The 15,909-nt window shown below is 68.4% G+C and carries 17 protein-coding genes; 9 read left to right on the top strand and 8 right to left on the bottom strand.

Annotation, left to right across the window (positions count from 1 at the left end; all coding sequences use genetic code 11):
* Complete coding sequence (gene lysA / locus Q1A87_RS01755) at window positions 1-1,275, bottom strand: diaminopimelate decarboxylase (protein WP_299646413.1); 1,275 nt, start codon at window positions 1,273-1,275, stop codon at window positions 1-3.
* Between the two features lie 211 nt (window positions 1,276-1,486).
* On the opposite strand from lysA, the gene Q1A87_RS01750 reads away from it, so the two are divergent.
* The 3 genes from Q1A87_RS01750 (at window position 1,487) to Q1A87_RS01740 (ending at window position 5,715) form a co-directional block, all read left to right on the top strand.
* Window positions 1,487-3,133, top strand: coding sequence for an electron transfer flavoprotein-ubiquinone oxidoreductase (locus Q1A87_RS01750; RefSeq protein WP_299646411.1), 1,647 nt, complete (start codon window positions 1,487-1,489; stop codon window positions 3,131-3,133).
* A 103-nt stretch (window positions 3,134-3,236) separates the two neighbouring features.
* The gene (locus Q1A87_RS01745; RefSeq protein WP_299646409.1) at window positions 3,237-4,919 is read left to right on the top strand and encodes a tetratricopeptide repeat protein; all 1,683 of its coding nucleotides are present in this window, start codon (window positions 3,237-3,239) and stop codon (window positions 4,917-4,919) included.
* A gap of 1 nt (window position 4,920) precedes the next feature.
* Complete coding sequence (locus Q1A87_RS01740; RefSeq protein WP_299646407.1) at window positions 4,921-5,715, top strand: 4-(cytidine 5'-diphospho)-2-C-methyl-D-erythritol kinase; 795 nt, start codon at window positions 4,921-4,923, stop codon at window positions 5,713-5,715.
* 4 nt (window positions 5,716-5,719) lie between these two features.
* Here Q1A87_RS01740 and Q1A87_RS01735 read toward each other — a convergent pair whose 3' ends face one another.
* On the bottom strand, window positions 5,720-6,712 hold the full coding sequence (locus Q1A87_RS01735; RefSeq protein WP_299646405.1) for a polyprenyl synthetase family protein: 993 nt from the start codon (window positions 6,710-6,712) through the stop codon (window positions 5,720-5,722).
* A gap of 65 nt (window positions 6,713-6,777) precedes the next feature.
* On the opposite strand from Q1A87_RS01735, the gene Q1A87_RS01730 reads away from it, so the two are divergent.
* On the top strand, window positions 6,778-6,993 hold the full coding sequence (locus Q1A87_RS01730) for a DUF2007 domain-containing protein (RefSeq protein ID WP_299646403.1): 216 nt from the start codon (window positions 6,778-6,780) through the stop codon (window positions 6,991-6,993).
* Between the two features lie 133 nt (window positions 6,994-7,126).
* Window positions 7,127-7,300, top strand: a complete 174-nt coding sequence (locus Q1A87_RS01725; protein WP_299646401.1) for a DUF465 domain-containing protein — start codon at window positions 7,127-7,129, stop codon at window positions 7,298-7,300.
* Window positions 7,301-7,385: 85 nt separating this feature from the next.
* Here Q1A87_RS01725 and phbB read toward each other — a convergent pair whose 3' ends face one another.
* The 5 genes from phbB to Q1A87_RS01700 form a co-directional block, all read right to left on the bottom strand.
* Window positions 7,386-8,111: an acetoacetyl-CoA reductase gene (phbB, locus tag Q1A87_RS01720; RefSeq protein ID WP_299646399.1), complete on the bottom strand. Its 726-nt coding sequence runs from the start codon at window positions 8,109-8,111 to the stop codon at window positions 7,386-7,388.
* Between the two features lie 17 nt (window positions 8,112-8,128).
* Window positions 8,129-8,980 (bottom strand): patatin-like phospholipase family protein, encoded by an 852-nt coding sequence (locus Q1A87_RS01715; RefSeq protein ID WP_299646397.1) that lies wholly within the window; start codon window positions 8,978-8,980, stop codon window positions 8,129-8,131.
* A gap of 39 nt (window positions 8,981-9,019) precedes the next feature.
* The gene (locus Q1A87_RS01710) at window positions 9,020-10,195 is read right to left on the bottom strand and encodes an acetyl-CoA C-acetyltransferase (RefSeq protein WP_299646395.1); all 1,176 of its coding nucleotides are present in this window, start codon (window positions 10,193-10,195) and stop codon (window positions 9,020-9,022) included.
* A gap of 162 nt (window positions 10,196-10,357) precedes the next feature.
* The gene (locus Q1A87_RS01705) at window positions 10,358-11,191 is read right to left on the bottom strand and encodes an EAL domain-containing protein (protein ID WP_299646393.1); all 834 of its coding nucleotides are present in this window, start codon (window positions 11,189-11,191) and stop codon (window positions 10,358-10,360) included.
* A gap of 155 nt (window positions 11,192-11,346) precedes the next feature.
* On the bottom strand, window positions 11,347-11,652 hold the full coding sequence (locus Q1A87_RS01700) for a DUF6476 family protein (RefSeq protein ID WP_299646391.1): 306 nt from the start codon (window positions 11,650-11,652) through the stop codon (window positions 11,347-11,349).
* Between Q1A87_RS01700 and Q1A87_RS01695 the strand changes: the two genes are divergently transcribed.
* The 4 genes from Q1A87_RS01695 (at window position 11,624) to Q1A87_RS01680 (ending at window position 15,085) form a co-directional block, all read left to right on the top strand.
* Window positions 11,624-12,628 carry an RluA family pseudouridine synthase gene (locus Q1A87_RS01695; RefSeq protein ID WP_299646389.1) on the top strand — a complete coding sequence of 335 codons (1,005 nt, stop codon included), beginning with the start codon at window positions 11,624-11,626 and terminating at the stop codon, window positions 12,626-12,628. The genes Q1A87_RS01700 and Q1A87_RS01695 overlap by 29 nt on opposite strands.
* A gap of 211 nt (window positions 12,629-12,839) precedes the next feature.
* Window positions 12,840-13,736, top strand: a complete 897-nt coding sequence (rpoH, locus tag Q1A87_RS01690) for an RNA polymerase sigma factor RpoH (RefSeq protein WP_299646387.1) — start codon at window positions 12,840-12,842, stop codon at window positions 13,734-13,736.
* 25 nt (window positions 13,737-13,761) lie between these two features.
* Window positions 13,762-14,031, top strand: coding sequence for a DksA/TraR family C4-type zinc finger protein (locus Q1A87_RS01685; RefSeq protein ID WP_299646385.1), 270 nt, complete (start codon window positions 13,762-13,764; stop codon window positions 14,029-14,031).
* Between the two features lie 70 nt (window positions 14,032-14,101).
* Window positions 14,102-15,085 carry a Gfo/Idh/MocA family oxidoreductase gene (locus tag Q1A87_RS01680; protein ID WP_299646383.1) on the top strand — a complete coding sequence of 328 codons (984 nt, stop codon included), beginning with the start codon at window positions 14,102-14,104 and terminating at the stop codon, window positions 15,083-15,085.
* Between the two features lie 61 nt (window positions 15,086-15,146).
* On the opposite strand, the gene Q1A87_RS01675 is transcribed toward Q1A87_RS01680, so the two are convergent.
* Complete coding sequence (locus tag Q1A87_RS01675; RefSeq protein ID WP_299646381.1) at window positions 15,147-15,797, bottom strand: 50S ribosomal protein L25/general stress protein Ctc; 651 nt, start codon at window positions 15,795-15,797, stop codon at window positions 15,147-15,149.
* Window positions 15,798-15,909: the final 112 nt, after the last annotated feature.

Here is a 15,909-nt window from a genome sequence, read left to right as displayed (position 1 = left end):
CTAGCCGGCCGAGAGCCATTGGGGAATGGCCTCCCGCAAAATCATCTCCTCGTAGCTCGGCCGCGGACGGATCACGGCCCAGTCCGAGCCTTGAACGAGAACCTCGGGGACGAGCGGGCGGGCGTTGTATTCGCTGGCCATTACGGCACCGTAGGCCCCCGCGCTGCGGAACGCGACGAGGTCGCGGGCCTTGATCTGCGGCATTTCGCGCGCCTTCGCGAACGTGTCGCCCGTCTCGCAGACCGGACCGACGATGTCGTAGGGCCGGGTCTCCGTCCCGGCTGCGGGTTCGGCGACCGTCACGATGTCGTGATGGGCGCCGTACATGGCCGGGCGGATCAGGTCGTTCATCGCCGCATCAAGGATCAGGAAGTCCCGCCCCTCGCCTTCCTTCACGTAGATCGTCGAGGCCAGAAGCAGCCCGGCATTGCCCGCGATCAGGCGCCCCGGCTCGATCTCGACCTCGCAGCCGAGATGGCCGACCTCCTCCCGGATGACGGCGCCGTATTCCTGCGGCACCGGCGGGGCGAGGTTGGAGCGGGCGTAGGGGATGCCGAGGCCGCCCCCGAGGTCGAGCCGCTCGATGGCGTGGCCGTCCGCGCGCAGGGCGCCGGTCAGCTGGGCGACCTTGCGGTAGGCCTGGCGGAACGGGTCGAGGTCGGTGAGCTGGCTGCCGATATGGACGTCGATGCCGACGACGCGCAGGCCGGGCAGGCGGTCGATCTCGGCATAGACCTCGCGGGCGCGGGCGATGGGGATGCCGAACTTGTTCTCGGAGCGTCCGGTCGCGATCTTCTCGTGGGTCTTCGCGTCCACGTCCGGATTGACGCGGACGGTCACGGGGACCTCGACCCCCATCTCCGCCGCCACGCGCGACAGCAGGCGCATCTCCGGCTCGCTCTCGAGGTTGATCTGGCGCACCCCGCCCGCGAGGACATGGCGCATTTCGCCCTCGGTCTTGCCGACGCCAGAGAACACGATGCGGTCGCCCGGCACGCCAGCCGCCCGCGCGCGGCGGTATTCGCCCTCCGAGACGACATCCATGCCGGCCCCCGCATCGCCGAGCAGCTTCAGGATCGCCACGTTGCTCGCCGCCTTCACCGCGTAGCAGACGAGATGCGGCCCCCAGGCCAGCGCTTCGTCGAAGAGCCGGTAGTGCCGCAGGAGCGTCGCGGCGGAATAGACGTAGACCGGGGTGCCAACGGCGGCGGCGATCTCGGTCAGCGGCACGTCCTCGGCGTGAAGACTGCCGTCGCGGTAGAGAAAGTGATCCATCAGCTTGCGGTCCGGGGCATGGCGGGTTCCTGTACTGCGGTCGCGGTCCCATAGCCAATGTCCGGTCCGGTTGGAACGGCAGGCGCCTCCGGCGGGAGTATTTCGGCCAAGAAGAAGCGGCTGGCCACCCGCGACACGATGTGGCGACGCGATTGACGCGTGCCGGGGCGATCCCCATACCCATTCCGATCGAAGGACGGGAGAACGGGCGATGGCCGAGCAGATCGAACGCGAAGCGATGGAATACGACGTCGTGATCGTCGGCGCGGGACCGGCCGGCCTGTCCGCGGCGATCCGGCTCAAGCAGCTCGACGCGGATCTGTCGGTGGTCGTCCTCGAGAAGGGCTCGGAGGTCGGCGCGCATATCCTGTCGGGCGCGGTGCTGGACCCGGTCGGGCTGGACGCGCTGATCCCGGACTGGAAGGCGAAGGGCGCGCCGCTGAACGTGCCGGTGACGTCCGACAACTTCTACGTGCTGGGTCACGAGGGACGGGTCCGGGTGCCGAACGTGGCCATGCCGCCCCTGATGAACAACCACGGCAATTACGTCGTCTCGCTGGGCAATGTCTGCCGCTGGATGGCGGAGCAGGCGGAGGAACTGGGCGTCGAGATCTTTCCTGGCATGTCCTGCACCGAACTGGTCTGGGACGGCGACCGGGTGAAGGGCGTCGTCGCCGGCGAGTTCGGCAAGTCCTCGGACGGCACGCCCGGGACGGGCTACGAGCCGGGGATGGAGCTGCACGGCAAGTACGTGATGCTGGGGGAGGGCGTGCGCGGATCGCTGTCCAAGCAGGTGATCGCCCGCTTCGGCCTCGACGCCGACGCGGAGCCGCAGAAATACGGCCTCGGCATGAAGGAAATCTGGGAGATCGACCCCGAGAAGCACCAGGCGGGCCGTGTCGTGCACACGATGGGCTGGCCGCTGGGCCGCAACGCCGGCGGCGGTTCGTTCATCTACCACCTCGACAACAATCAGGTCTATGTCGGGTTCGTCGTCCACCTCAACTACAAGAACCCCTACGTGAACCCGTACCTGTCCTTCCAGCAGTTCAAGCACCATCCGATGGTGGCCGAGCTTCTGGAGGGCGGCAAGCGCGTGGCTTACGGGGCGCGGGCGATCTCGGAAGGCGGGTGGCAATCACTGCCGAAGACCGCGTTCCCCGGGGGCGTCCTGCTCGGCTGTGCCGCCGGCATGGTCAACGTGCCGCGCATCAAGGGCAATCACAACGCCATGCTCTCGGGCAAGGCCGCGGCGGAGGCGGCGCATGCGGCCATCGGCGCCGGCCGGTCGGGCGACGTGCTGGAAGATTACGACACCGAGGTGCGCACCGGCCCGATCGGCAAGGACCTGAAGCGGGTGCGCAACGTGAAGCCGCTCTGGTCGAATTACGGGCTGGCGGCCTCCATGGCCGTGGGCGGCGCGTCGATGTGGATGAACAACCTCGTCGGCCGGTCCTTCTATACCAACAAGCACCGGAAATCCGACGCCGAGAGCACGGAGCCGGCCTCGAAGCACAAGCCGATCGACTACCCGAAGCCCGACGGCAAGCTGAGCTTCGACCGGCTGACCAACGTCGCCTTCTCCTTCACCAACCACGAGGAAAGCCAGCCGCCGCACCTGAAGCTGAAGGACCCGGACGTGCCGGTGGCGGTCGACCTCAAGAACTATGCCGGGCCGAGCAGCCGCTACTGTCCGGCCGGGGTCTATGAGTTCGTGGGCCAGGGGGACGACGCGCGGTTCGTGATCAACTTCCAGAACTGCGTCCACTGCAAGACCTGCGACATCAAGGACCCGGCACAGAACATCGTCTGGACTCCGCCGCAGGGTGGCGACGGGCCGAACTACCCGAACATGTGACGATGCCGCATGCCGCGAACGTCGTGGCATGCGTTGCATCGGGCGGCGGGCGAACCTAGCTTTCGATGCAAACGCGGCCGTGGCCGCTCAGGGAGTTCGCCTCATGCTTCGTTCGCTTCTTCTGTCCGCCGCGATCCTGGGGCCGTTCGGCGCACAGGCGCAGGGCGTGGCCGGGCCGTATCTCGCCGCGCGGATCGCCGGCTTCTCGAACGACTATGTCGCGGCGAGCGAGTATTACGCACAGCTGATCCGGCGCGACGACAGCAACGCGCAGGCGCTGGAGAACGCGATCATCATCAACTCCGTGCTCGGCAGGTTCGAAGCGGCCGCCGAGATCGCCGACGATCTCGAGGCGCTGGGCCAGCGCAGCCAGTTCGCGTCCGGCGCGAAGCTGGTACAGGCCCTCGTGGATGCGCGCTACGAGGATGCGCGGGCGCTACTCGGTCAGGAGGAAGGCGTCGGGGGCGCTCTGCTCGACGGACTCCTGAGCGCCTGGGTCGCGATCGCGGCGGGCGAGACGACCGACGGTCTGGCGCAGTTCGACACGCTGGCCGAGACCGAGAGCTTCGCGCCCTTCGCCTGGATACAGAAGGCCTACGCGCTGGCGATGGCCGGCGATTTCGAGGGCGCCGACGAGATCCTGTCCGGGCGGGCACATGGGCCGTTGCCCGCAAACGTGCGGGTCGTCGAGGCGCATGCGCAGATCCTGATGAAGCTCGACCGGGAGGCCGACGCGCTCGACCTTCTGCGCCAGGCGAACGACGCGGCGAACGCCCCGGTCCTGCAGGATCTGCAGGCGCGGATAGAGGCGGGGGAGGACGTGGCCTATGACGTCGTCACCTCGCCGCGGGACGGACTTGCGGAGGCGTATTTCACGCTCGCGCTCCTGCTGGCGGACGAATCCTCGACGACCTTCACGCTTCTCAACGCCCGGGCCGCCACGACGCTTCGGCCCGACGAATCCGACGCGTTGATCCTGACGGCGGAACTGCTCGAGAGTCAGGCCCAGCACGATCTGGCCGCGTCGGTCCTGACCGAGGTGTCGCGCGACGATCCGGCCTTCTTCGGGGCCGAGATCGCGCGGGCCGACGTCCTACTCGCGTCCGATCAGGAGGATGCGGCGATCGAGGCGCTGCGGGCGCTGTCGCGGTCGAACGCGGATCGCAAGGAGGTCTGGTCGGCCTATGCCGATGCGCTCCGGCGCGTCGATCGGCCCGCCGACGCCGTCGCGGCCTACGACCGGGCCATTGAACTCGACGGTGGCGACGCCTCGGAGAACTGGTTCTGGTTCTTCGCGCGCGGCACGGCCCATCAGGAACTGGGGGATTGGGATCCGGCGGAGACCGATTTCCGGCGCGCGCTGGAACTCAGCCCGGAGCAGCCGAACGTGCTCAACTATCTGGGCTACGGGCTGGTGGAGCAGCGCACCGATCTCGACGAGGCGCTGGACTTGATCGAACGGGCGGTCGAGGCGCAGCCGAACGATGGCTACATCACCGACTCGCTCGGTTGGGCCCTCTATCGGCTCGACCGGTTCGAGGAGGCTGTGGAGCCGATGGAACGCGCCGTCATGCTGGAACCGCTCGATCCGCTGATCAACGACCACTTGGGCGACGTGCTCTGGGTCGTCGGTCGGACGCGGGAGGCGGAGTTCCAGTGGCGCCGCGCCCTGAGCCTCGATCCCGAGGAGGATCTCGACCGCATCAGGCGCAAGCTGGAGGTCGGCCTGGACCAGGTTCTCGAAAAGGAGGCCCAGTCGGGCGCCGTCGAGGCCGCGCGGGATTGACGTGGCGGTCCGGGGGCTCGCGCCCGCGAAGGTCAACCTGACGCTTCACGTCACCGGACGCCGCGCCGACGGCTATCATCTGCTCGACAGCCTCGTGGCCTTCGCGGATTTCGGTGACGTCGTCATGGTGGCGCCGGGCGACGGGCTCGACGTCATCGGTCCGTTCGCCGAAGGCGTGCCGGCCGACGAGTCCAACCTGATTTGCCGCGCCTTGCGACTGGCCAACCTCCGGCGCGCGGTGACGCTCGAGAAGCGCTTGCCGCATCCGGCCGGACTCGGCGGCGGCTCGTCGGACGCGGCGACCGTTCTTTCGCTGGCCGGGGCCAGGCTCTCGACCGCCGAACTCCTGTCACTCGGGGCGGATGTCCCGGTCTGCACGATGGGACGCGCTGCACGGATGCGCGGGGTCGGCGAGGACGTCGTGCGGGTTGATCTGCCGCCACTGCCGGCGGTGCTGGTCAATCCCGGGTTGGCGGTTCCGACGCCCTCGGTGTTTCGCGCGCTCGACCGGGTGGCGAATGCGGGGCAGGGAGAGTTGCCGCCCTTCGCGACGCCGAACGCTGCGCTGGACTGGCTCGGGGCACGCAGGAACGACCTGCAGGATGCCGCGATCACACTTGCCCCCGGGATCGGCGATGTTCTCGGTACGATCCGGCAAACCGGCGCGCGGGTGACGCGGATGTCCGGGTCCGGCGCGACCTGTTTCGGGCTCTACCCGACGCAGGTCGCCGCGAACGAAGCCGCGGCCAGGTTGCGGCGGGACGGGTGGTGGGTGCGGCCCTGCACGCTGCGCTGACGCGTCAGCTCGCCCGCTCGACGACGAAATCGGCCAGATCGGCCATCATCGCGCGCAATTCGTTGTCCGGCAGCGCCCCGAGCGCGTCCCTGGCGCGGTCCCGCCAGGCCAGCGCTTCCCGCCGCGTCGCCTCCAGCGTCCCGTGCGCCGTGACGATGGCTTGGGCGCGGGCGAAATCCTCCGACCGGCCACGCTCGATCGCGTCGCGCCAGAAGATGCGCTCCGCGTCGTCGGCCATCGGCAGGGCACGGATGACGGGCAATGTGAGCTTGCCCTCGCGGAAATCGTCACCGAGATTCTTGCCGGTCGCGTCGCCGGCGCCGCCGTAATCGAGCCAGTCGTCGACAAGCTGGAACGCGATGCCGAGCGCGTCGCCATAGGTCGCCAGGGCCCGGACCTGCGCCTCCGGCGCGCCGGCCAAGACGCCGCCGACCTCGCAGGCGGCCTCGAACAGGGCGGCGGTCTTGCCGCGTACGACCTTGAGATACGTCGCCTCGCTCGTCGCGAGGTTGCGCGCCGCGGTCAGTTGCAGCACCTCGCCCTCCGCGATCGTGGCCGCCGCGCCGGAGAGGATGTCGAGGACGCGCAGGCTGCCGGTCTCGACCATGAGCTGGAAGCTGCGCGCGAAGAGGTAGTCGCCGACGAGCACGCTCGACTGGTTGTCCCAGAGCAGGTTCGCGGTCGGCCGTCCCCGGCGCTGCGCGCTTTCGTCGACCACGTCGTCATGCAGGAGCGTCGCCGTGTGGATGAACTCGACCGTCGCGGCGAGCTTGACGTGATCGGCGCCACCGTAGCCGCAGAGCCGGGCCGCGGCGACCGTCAGGAGCGGTCGCACCCGCTTGCCCCCCGCCCCGACCAGATGAGCCGTGACCTCCGGAATGCGGGGTGCGTTCTCGGACGCCATCCGCGTCCGGATCAGCCCGTCCACGCAGGTCAGGTCGTCGGCGAGGCGCGCGCTGAGCCGCTCGAGCGGGTTGAGGGTGACGTCGTCGGGCATCGACCCTCCAATGGCGAATCCGGCGTGGCTCGACAAGCCCGCGCGCCGTGCCTAGCTGTCGCGCGATGAAGGAATTGCTGCGCACCAACGATCCGACGATCGTCGCCTTCGCCACGGCATTGCTGGAGGGGGAGGGGATCGAATGCTTCGTGCTCGACGCGAACATCTCGGTGCTCGAGGGCTCGATCGGCATTCTTCCGCGCCGGATGATGGTGTCCGCACGGGACCTGTTCCTGGCCCGGGCCGTCATGCGCGACAACGGCGTTTCAGTTTCGACCTGAAAACGAGCCCCTCACGCATTTTTCATTAAGTAAATTCAAAAACGCTGCAACATTCCGCCTGCTTCGTGAATTTCTGATGACAGCGCCTCAGCTCGTGTGGTGCTGTTCATCTGTCCAATCCAAGGAGAATGCCATGTCGCTCACGTCCCATCTCACGGCGTTGCAGAAGAAGCACGAGATCCTCTCCCAGCAGGTGGAAACGGAATCCCGAAGCCCGGCTGTCGACAGCATCGCTCTGACGGAGATGAAGAAACGGAAGCTCGCGATCAAGCAGGAGATCGCGAAGCTGAGCGCGATGGCCCACTAGAGGGGCCCGATTCGACCGAAGGCCCGCCGCGAATGGCGGGCCTTCTTGCTTTCATGGTGGCGGTCCGGCGCACAATGTGCCGCGATCAGTGCAGGTACTGGCCGCCATTCGCCGACAGTGTCGAGCCGGTGATGAAGCCGGCCTCGTCGGAGACGAGGAACGCGACCGCGCGCGCGATCTCGTCGGCCTCGCCCAGGCGACCCACGGGGATCTGCGGCAGGATGACCTCGTTCATCACCTTCTCCGGGATCGTGCTCATCATCTCGGTGTTGATGTAGCCCGGCGCGACCACGTTCACCGTGATCCCGGCCCGCGCCCCCTCCTGCGCCAGCGCCTTGGTGAAGCCGATGTCGCCGGCCTTGGCGGCGGCGTAGTTCGCCTGCGCGAACTGGCCCTTCTGCCCGTTGATCGAGCTGATTGTGACGATGCGCCCGAACTTCCGCTCGCGCATGCCGGCCCAGACGTTGTGCGTCATGTTGAAGACGCCGGTCAGGTTGGTGTCGATGACCTCCGACCATTGCTCGGGCGTCATCTTGTGGAACGGCGCGTCGCGGGTGATCCCGGCGTTATTGACGAGGATCTCGACGGGGCCGAGATCGGCCTCCACCTGCGCGATGCCGTCCTTGCAGGCGGCGTAGTCGCCGACGTTCCATTTGTAGGTCTTGATGCCGGTCTCCTCGGTGAAGGCGCGGGCCTTCTCGTCGTTGCCGGCATAGGTCGCCGCCACCTTGCAGCCGGCCTCCGCAAGGGCGCGGCTCACGGCGCCCCCGATGCCGCGGCTGCCGCCGGTGACGATTGCGATACGGGACATGATGTTCTCCTCCTCTATCAGGTCCGGATGTAGGCGTCGCGCCAGGCGAGGCCATCCGCGCGTCCCTGCGCCCAGGCGTGGGCGGGCAGGTCGGGATCGGTGAAGTCGAGCTTCGCGCCCGGCAGCACATCCTCGGATGGTTCGACAAAGGTGATGCGGCCGCCGTCGTCGTCGGGCAGCGCGTGAAACCGCTTCGTCAGCAGGACGAGCGTCGGTCCGCGATCGGGCTCCGGCAAGGGGGCCTTGTCGACCATGCCGCCGTCGAAGACGTGCTCGCCGTCCCATTCGTCCGGCCGGAAGGCCGGGGGCACGGTCGCCGCCATGCGGATGAGGTCGGCCAGCGTGCCGTCGCGCGCCGCCCTGTTCGCGTCGATCAGGCGCTGCTCCATGCCGGTGACGGACGACAGGCGGGGACGCGGGATGGGCGAGAACGCCTGTTCGACCTCGTAGATCGCCCCGCCGGCGAGCGCCCGCAGCAGGGGCGCGGCCGACCCGCCGGGCGTGGAGACGGAAATCTGGAAGACGGGGCCGTCGGCAATGCGCGCGCATGCCCCGGGGTTGATGGTGTCGGCGACGATCGTCTCGTACAGCCGCTGATGCGGGGTCCGGCCGTCATCGTCGTCGACATCCGTCAGCGTGACGTTCACGGCCTGCCCCCGCAGCGCACGGGTGAAACGTTCGCGCAACGCGTCTTCCCGATCGGCGAGCCAGGCCGCGGCGGAGAGTGCCCCGCCCGAACTGCCCGTGACCCGGGCGGGCGTCAATCCGCAGGTCTCCTCGACGGCCGCCATCCAGCCGCCGTGCCAGAAGCACCGCAGTCCGCCGCCGGAGAAGACGATCTGCTCGTAGGGGAGGGGCGTGCCGGGCATGCGGTGTGGACCGGGCGCAAACCCGGTCCCTCCGTCGTGTCAGGGACGCTCGACGCACATGGCGACGCCCATGCCGCCGCCGATGCAGAGCGTGGCGAGGCCCTTCTTCGCGTCGCGGCGCTTCATCTCGTAGAGCAGCGTGTTGAGCACGCGGGCGCCGGACGCGCCGATCGGGTGGCCGATGGCGATGGCGCCGCCGTTCACGTTCACGATCGACGGGTCCCAGCCCATGTCCTTGTTCACCGCGCAGGCCTGCGCGGCGAAGGCCTCGTTCGCCTCCACGAGGTCGAGGTCGTCGACCTTCCAGCCGGCCTTCTCGAGCGCGCGGCGTGAGGCGTAGATCGGGCCCACGCCCATCACCTTCGGGTCGAGCCCAGCGGTCGCGTAGCTGACGATGCGGGCAAGCGGCTCGATGCCGCGCTTCTCCGCCTCCTCGACCGACATCAGCAGCGTGGCGGCTGCCCCGTCGTTGAGACCGGAGGCGTTCGCGGCCGTGACCGAGCCGTCCTTGGCGAAGGCCGGACGCAGCTTCTGCATCGCCTCCATGTTGGCGCCGTGGCGGATATACTCGTCCTGATCGACGACCGTCTCGCCCTTGCGGGTCTTGACGGTGAAGCCCACGATCTCGTCCTTGAAGCGGCCCTCCTTCTGGGCGGCCTCGGCCTTGTTCTGGCTGGCGACGGCGAACTCGTCCTGCTGATCGCGGCTGATCTGCCACTTCTCGGCGACGTTCTCGGCGGTCGTGCCCATGTGGTAATCGTTGAACGCATCCCAGAGGCCGTCGGTGATCATCGTGTCGACGAGCTTCATGTTGCCCATCTTCTGCCCCTGCCGCATGGTCTGGGCGTGGGGGGCGAGCGACATGCTCTCCTGCCCGCCGGCGACGATGATCGCGGCGTCGCCGAGCTGGATGTGCTGGGCGCCGAGGGCGACGGCGCGCAGGCCCGAGCCGCAGACCTGGTTGATGCCCCAAGCGGCGCTCTCCTCGGGAAGGCCGGCCATGATATGCGCCTGCCGCGCCGGATTCTGACCCTGCGCGGCGGTCAGGACCTGGCCCAGGATGGTCTCGGAGATTTCGGACTTGTCGACGCCGGCGCGGGCGACGACCTCCTCGATCACGGCAGCCCCGAGCTCATGCGCGGGCGTGTTGGCGAAGGCTCCGAGGAACGATCCGACGGGCGTGCGGGCAGCCGAGGCGATCACGACATTGGTCATGGCAGACATCCTTGTTCGGGTGCCGCCGGTGCGCGGAACGGGCCTCCCCCAACCCGCGCCCGTGCGGCGATCCCGTCCTGCCTAGCCCGAGCGTGTGGAAAGGGTAAACAGCGAAGATGCCGGAGGTGTGCCGAAAGGGCGCGCGGGGCGCCGGCGGACGCCTCAGCCGGCGCGGGCGGCGCGGTGCCCCTTCACCGGCGGCAGCCAGGCGGGCTTCACCTCGGGCGCGCCGTAGTAATAGCCCTGCATGCAGTCGATCCCCGCATTGACGAGGAACTCCGCCTCGGCCTGCGTCTCCACCGCTTCGGCGACCGTGAACATGTCGAACTGCTCCCCGATGGTGATGAGCGCGGCGAGGATGCACTGGTTGTCGGCATCGGTGTCGCAATCGCGCACGAAGGAGCGGTCGATCTTGATGATGTCGAAGTAAAAGTTCTTGAGATGGCGGAACGAGGTCCGGCCCGCGCCGAAATTGTCGAGGGCGAAGGTGATCCCTGCGGGTTGCAGGTCGGTCATGAACGTCTTGACCAGTTCGGGCACCTGCATGACCGAATCCTCGTTCATCTCGAGGATCAGCCGCTCGGCGACGGTCTCGTCCTCCTTCAGCCACCGCTTCAGGATCTGCAGCCATTTCGGATAGCCGATCGAGCGCGCCGACATGTTGATCGACAGGCGCAGGGCGGGGGTCCGGGCCAGCGCGTTGAGGCCGCAACGCAAGGTGGCGCAATCCATCTCGCGGCCGAGTTCCTGCGTCTCGACGACGTCCATGAACTGGCCCGCCGGAATGATCCGGCCCTTGTCGTCGAGGACACGGATCAGGCCCTCGTAAAAAGCCGGCTTCCCGTTCGTTGCACCGACCACCGGCTGGTAGGCCAGCATGACGTTGCCGTCCTCGAGCGCCTCGCGCACCATCTGCAGGGTCGACTTGTCCCGCTCGCAGACGGCGAAGGTCAGCGGGTCTTCGGAACCGGGCTCGGAAACGACGGGATGCGGCATGGGTCAACCTCCGGGATCGATCCGCTGGGTCGCATGGCCGGCGTTACGGCGTGGTTAAACGGGTCGCGACCGGCGTCGGATTACCAGGCTGTTTTGTCGAGAAGATTGCTAAAATCCCGCGGGCCGACCGTCTCGTCCCCCGTCGGTAGCCGGCCTCACTCGAGCGCGATCTCGCGCCGGAACGTTCCGTCCGGCTCGAAGAGGAGGACGCGCCCGTCCTCCGTCGTCACGAGCCAAAAGCCCGGTGCCTGCGTGACGGCGTTGACCGCCGTCCCGTCGGGCATGTCGAGGGCCGCCGGTACCCGGACCGCCGCGCCCGGCAGGCGCGTGACAAGCAGCGCCACGATCGTTATCAGCCCGGCGATCATCACCGCCGTCAGGATCGTGACGAGAAGCCTGAGAAACCGCAGGTTCGGCGGCTCCGGGGGGTTCATGTCCGACACGATCGTCACCTTCGCCATCGCGGCCGATCCGCCGCCGCGCCTCGATAAGGCAATCGCCCGCGACGTGCCAGCCGAGGCGCATCTGAGCCGCTCGCGGCTGGCACGCCTGATCGCCGAGGGCGCGGTCACGGTGAACGGCGCGACGGCCGCCGCCCGAGACCGGGTGAGCGCCGGCGACGCAGTCGTGGTCCGGGTGCCGGTGGCGGACGACCCGGAGACGCGGGCGGAGGACATTTCCCTGCGCATCCTGCACGAGGACGCGGACCTCATCGTGATCGACAAGCCCGCCGGCATGGTCGTCCATCCCGCGCCCGGCAGTCCCGGAGGCACGCTCGTCAACGCGCTCCTGCATCATTTCGGCGGCGACCTGTCGGGGGTCGGGGGCGAGAGACGGCCCGGGATCGTGCATCGGATCGACAAGGACACGAGCGGTCTGCTGGTCGTCGCGAAGTCCGACGCCGCGCATCACGGTCTCGCCGCGCAGTTCGAGGCGCACAGCGTCGACCGCCGCTACATGGCGATTTGCCACGGCGTGCCCGATGCCGGCGATCCCCGCCTGCGCGGCACGCGCGGCGTCAGCTGGGAGGCGGGCGACACGCTGAAGATCACCACCCGGCTCGCCCGGCACCGGACCGACCGCCAGCGACAGGCGGTGACGTGGGACGGCGGACGCCACGCGGTGACGCGGGCGCGGGTGCTGGAGGCGATGGGCGTGGCCGCGCTGCTCGAATGTCGGCTGGAGACGGGCCGGACGCATCAGATCCGCGTGCACCTGGCCCATTCCGGTCATGCCTTGATCGGCGATCCGGTCTATGGCGGCCACCGGCGCCTCCCGCGCGACCATCCCGCCGGGTCTGCGGTGGAAACGTTCCCGCGTCAGGCGCTGCATGCCGCGACGCTCGGCTTCGTCCATCCGGTCACGGGACGGAGCGAGCGGTTCGAGTCGCCGCTCCCGGTGGACATGGAGGCGCTGCTCGCCGCGTTGCGAGCCTGAGCCTCCGCGTCGAGGCAGGACGGGCCGCGGTCCTGCGCGGTGGAGCACAGAGACCCCGCCGTTCCAACCCTGTCGTTCATCAGCGGGAACGAATAGTTACGGTCAACCTTTGGTAACGGGATCGTAACGTTTGAATCGTTGATTTTCCGTTAGCTCGGACCCATCTCCGAGCGAAAGGGTGTTAAAACCGTTAACATGAGGGAGCGCAGACATGGCTGCCACCTATGCGAATCTGCCGGCCCCCAGCCCCGAAGCGGGGCTGAACCGCTATCTGCAGGAAATCCGGAAGTTCCCGATGTTGGAGCCGGAAGAGGAATACATGCTGGCCAAGCGCTGGGTCGAGGAGGGGGACACCGCGGCCGCGCACAAGATGGTCACCTCCCACCTGCGCCTCGCCGCCAAGATTGCGATGGGCTACCGCGGCTACGGTCTGCCGCAGGCCGAGGTCATCTCCGAGGCGAATGTGGGCCTGATGCAGGCCGTCAAGAAGTTCGACCCCGAGAAGGGCTTCCGGCTGGCGACCTACGCGATGTGGTGGATCCGCGCCGCGATCCAGGAATACGTCCTTCGGTCCTGGTCGATGGTCAAGCTCGGCACGACGAGCGCCCAGAAGAAGCTGTTCTTCAACCTCCGGAAGGCGAAGAACCGCATCGGCGCGCTGGAGGAGGGCGATCTGCGCCCCGAGAACGTGCAGCGCATCGCCACCGATCTCGGCGTGACCGAGGACGAGGTGACGTCGATGAACCGGCGCATGTCCGGCGGCGACGCCTCGCTCAACGTCATGGTCGGGTCCGACGGGGATTCCACGACGCAGTGGCAGGACTGGCTGGCCGACGACGATGCCGACCAGGCGAGCGACTACGCCGAGCGCGACGAATACGAGAGCCGGATCGGGCTCATGTCCGAGGCGATGGACGTGCTCAACGATCGCGAGAAGGACATCCTGACCCAGCGGCGTCTGAACGAGGAGACGGTAACGCTGGAGGACCTTTCGGCGAAATACGGCGTCAGCCGCGAGCGTATCCGGCAGATCGAGGTCCGGGCGTTCGAGAAGCTGTCGAAGCGCGTGCGCGATCTCGCGCGGCAGACCGGCATGGTTCCGGCCTGACGGGCGCGACGCGGGGGGAGATACGATGGCCGGTGGATGGACGCGCGACGGCGCGGTGAGCGAGCAGATCGAGGCGTCGATCGCCGACGAGCTGACGCGCCTGAAGGCGCGGCAGGGACCCTCGGGCGAGAGCCGGACGCATTGCGCCGAATGCGAAGAGCCGATCCCCGAAGCGCGGCGGCAGGCCATTCCCGGCGTAAAGCTTTGCGTCGACTGCGCGGGCCAGCGCGACACCCGCGCCGCGCCGCGCGGTGGGATCAATCGCCGCGGCAGCAAGGACAGCCAGCTCAAATAGGCCCGGCCGCGGGCCTTGCCTCCCGGAGATCGCGTCATCAGTGTGGCGCCGATCAGAGGGGGACGGACGAATGACCATCAGATGGGGCATACTGGGCGCATCGAACTTCGCGCAGCGGGAGATGGGTCCGGCGATCCACGCGTCGCGGGGGCATGTCCTCGCCGCGCTCGCGACGCGAAGCCCCGACAAGGCCACGCCCTTCGCCGAGCTGGCCCCCGGGCTCAGGGTCCATGACAGCTACGATGCCCTGCTGTCCGATCCGGAAATCGACGCGGTTTACGTGCCGCTGCCCCACACGCTGCATGTCGAATGGGGCGTGAAGGCGCTCGAGGCGGGCAAGCACGTCCTCGTCGAGAAGCCGGTGGCGATGCAGGCCGAGGACATCGCGCCGCTGATCGAGGCGCGCGACCGGACCGGGCTCGTCGCGTCCGAGGGCTACATGATCGTCCACCATCCCCAATGGCAGCTCGCGCGGCAACTTCTCGACGACGGCGCCGTCGGGCGGCTGCGCCACGTGGAGGGCGTGTTCAGCTACGACAATTCGAGTGACCCGCGGAACATCCGCAACGTCGCGGCGACCGGGGGCGGGGCGCTGCCGGATATCGGGGTCTATACCTACGGGGCGACCCGTTGGGCCACGCGGTCGGAGCCGGTCGAGATCACCCATGCCGACATCGACTGGGAGGACGGGTGCGACGTGCTGGCGAGGGTCTCGGCCCGGTTCGACGGGTTCACGGCGCATTGGGTCAATTCGATGCGGCTGCTGCCGGAGCAGTTCATGCTGTTCCACGGCGACCGGGGCCTGATCCGGCTGACGGCGCCCTTCAATGCCGGGCGCTTCAAGGAGGCGGCGGTTGAATGGCGCGGCACCGACGGCGTGATCCACCACCGCGCCTGGCCGGGCGAGAACCAGTACGTCCGCCAGGTCGAGGCGTTCGGCGCGGCGATCCGCGGGGAGGCTGCCTTCCCATGGACCCTCGAGGATGCGCGCGGCACCCAGGCGGTGATCGACGCGGCCTACGCGGCGGCCGGCGGGCGGCCGGCGATCGGCTGAGGCGAACGAAAAAGGGGCGCGGACCGGATGGCCGCGCCCCTTGCAAGCGATTTCGCCAAGCTCAGCCTTCGACCGTGTCGTCCGTCTGGTTGATGACCTCGGTCTCGGTGACCTCGTCCTCGTCGTCCTTCATCGAGGCGAGGCCCGACGGCGCCTGCATGTTCGCCAGGACAAAGTCGCGCTCGATCGTCGCCTTCGCCCCTTCGGGCAGCGTCACGTCGGAGATGTGCAGCGTGTCGCCGATCTCCATCTTCGAGCAATCCACCGAGATGTGGTCCGGGATGTCGCCCGCGGTCACGCGCAGTTCCACTTCCGGGCGCACGACGGTCAGCACGCCGCCCTGCTTGTCGCCGGGGCAGCCGTCGACGTTCCCGAACACGACGGGGATGAACAGGTTCACCTTCGACGTGCGGCGCAGGCGCATGAGGTCGAGATGCGTCGGCAGGTCCTTGACCACGTCGCGCTGCACGTCGCGGGCGATGACGCGGACGTCTTCCTGACCCTCGACCTTGAGGTTCCACAGCGTCGCGCGGAAGCGGCCGGCCTTCAGCTTGGCCACCAGGTCGTTGAACGGCACCTCGATCGGCAGCGGGTCGGCGCCACCGCCGTAGACGACGCCCGGAACCATCCCGTTCCGGCGCGATTGACGAGCGGCCCCCTTGCCTGTCCCCGTCCGGGCATGAGCCACGAGATCCGGAATCTCTCCAGCCATGTTGATCTCCAATCTGTCATGAGGGGCGGCCTCCAAGGGTGTCCGCCCGGTTCGAAGGCCGCCCCTTAAAGACCGTGCGCCCCCCGTGCAAGCCCTCTTTGCGTTGCGCGCC

Origin of the sequence: uncultured Jannaschia sp. (genome assembly GCF_947494055.1) — a bacterium.
Taxonomy (GTDB): Bacteria; Pseudomonadota; Alphaproteobacteria; order Rhodobacterales; family Rhodobacteraceae; genus Jannaschia.
This window is presented reverse-complemented; position numbering and strand designations above follow the sequence as displayed.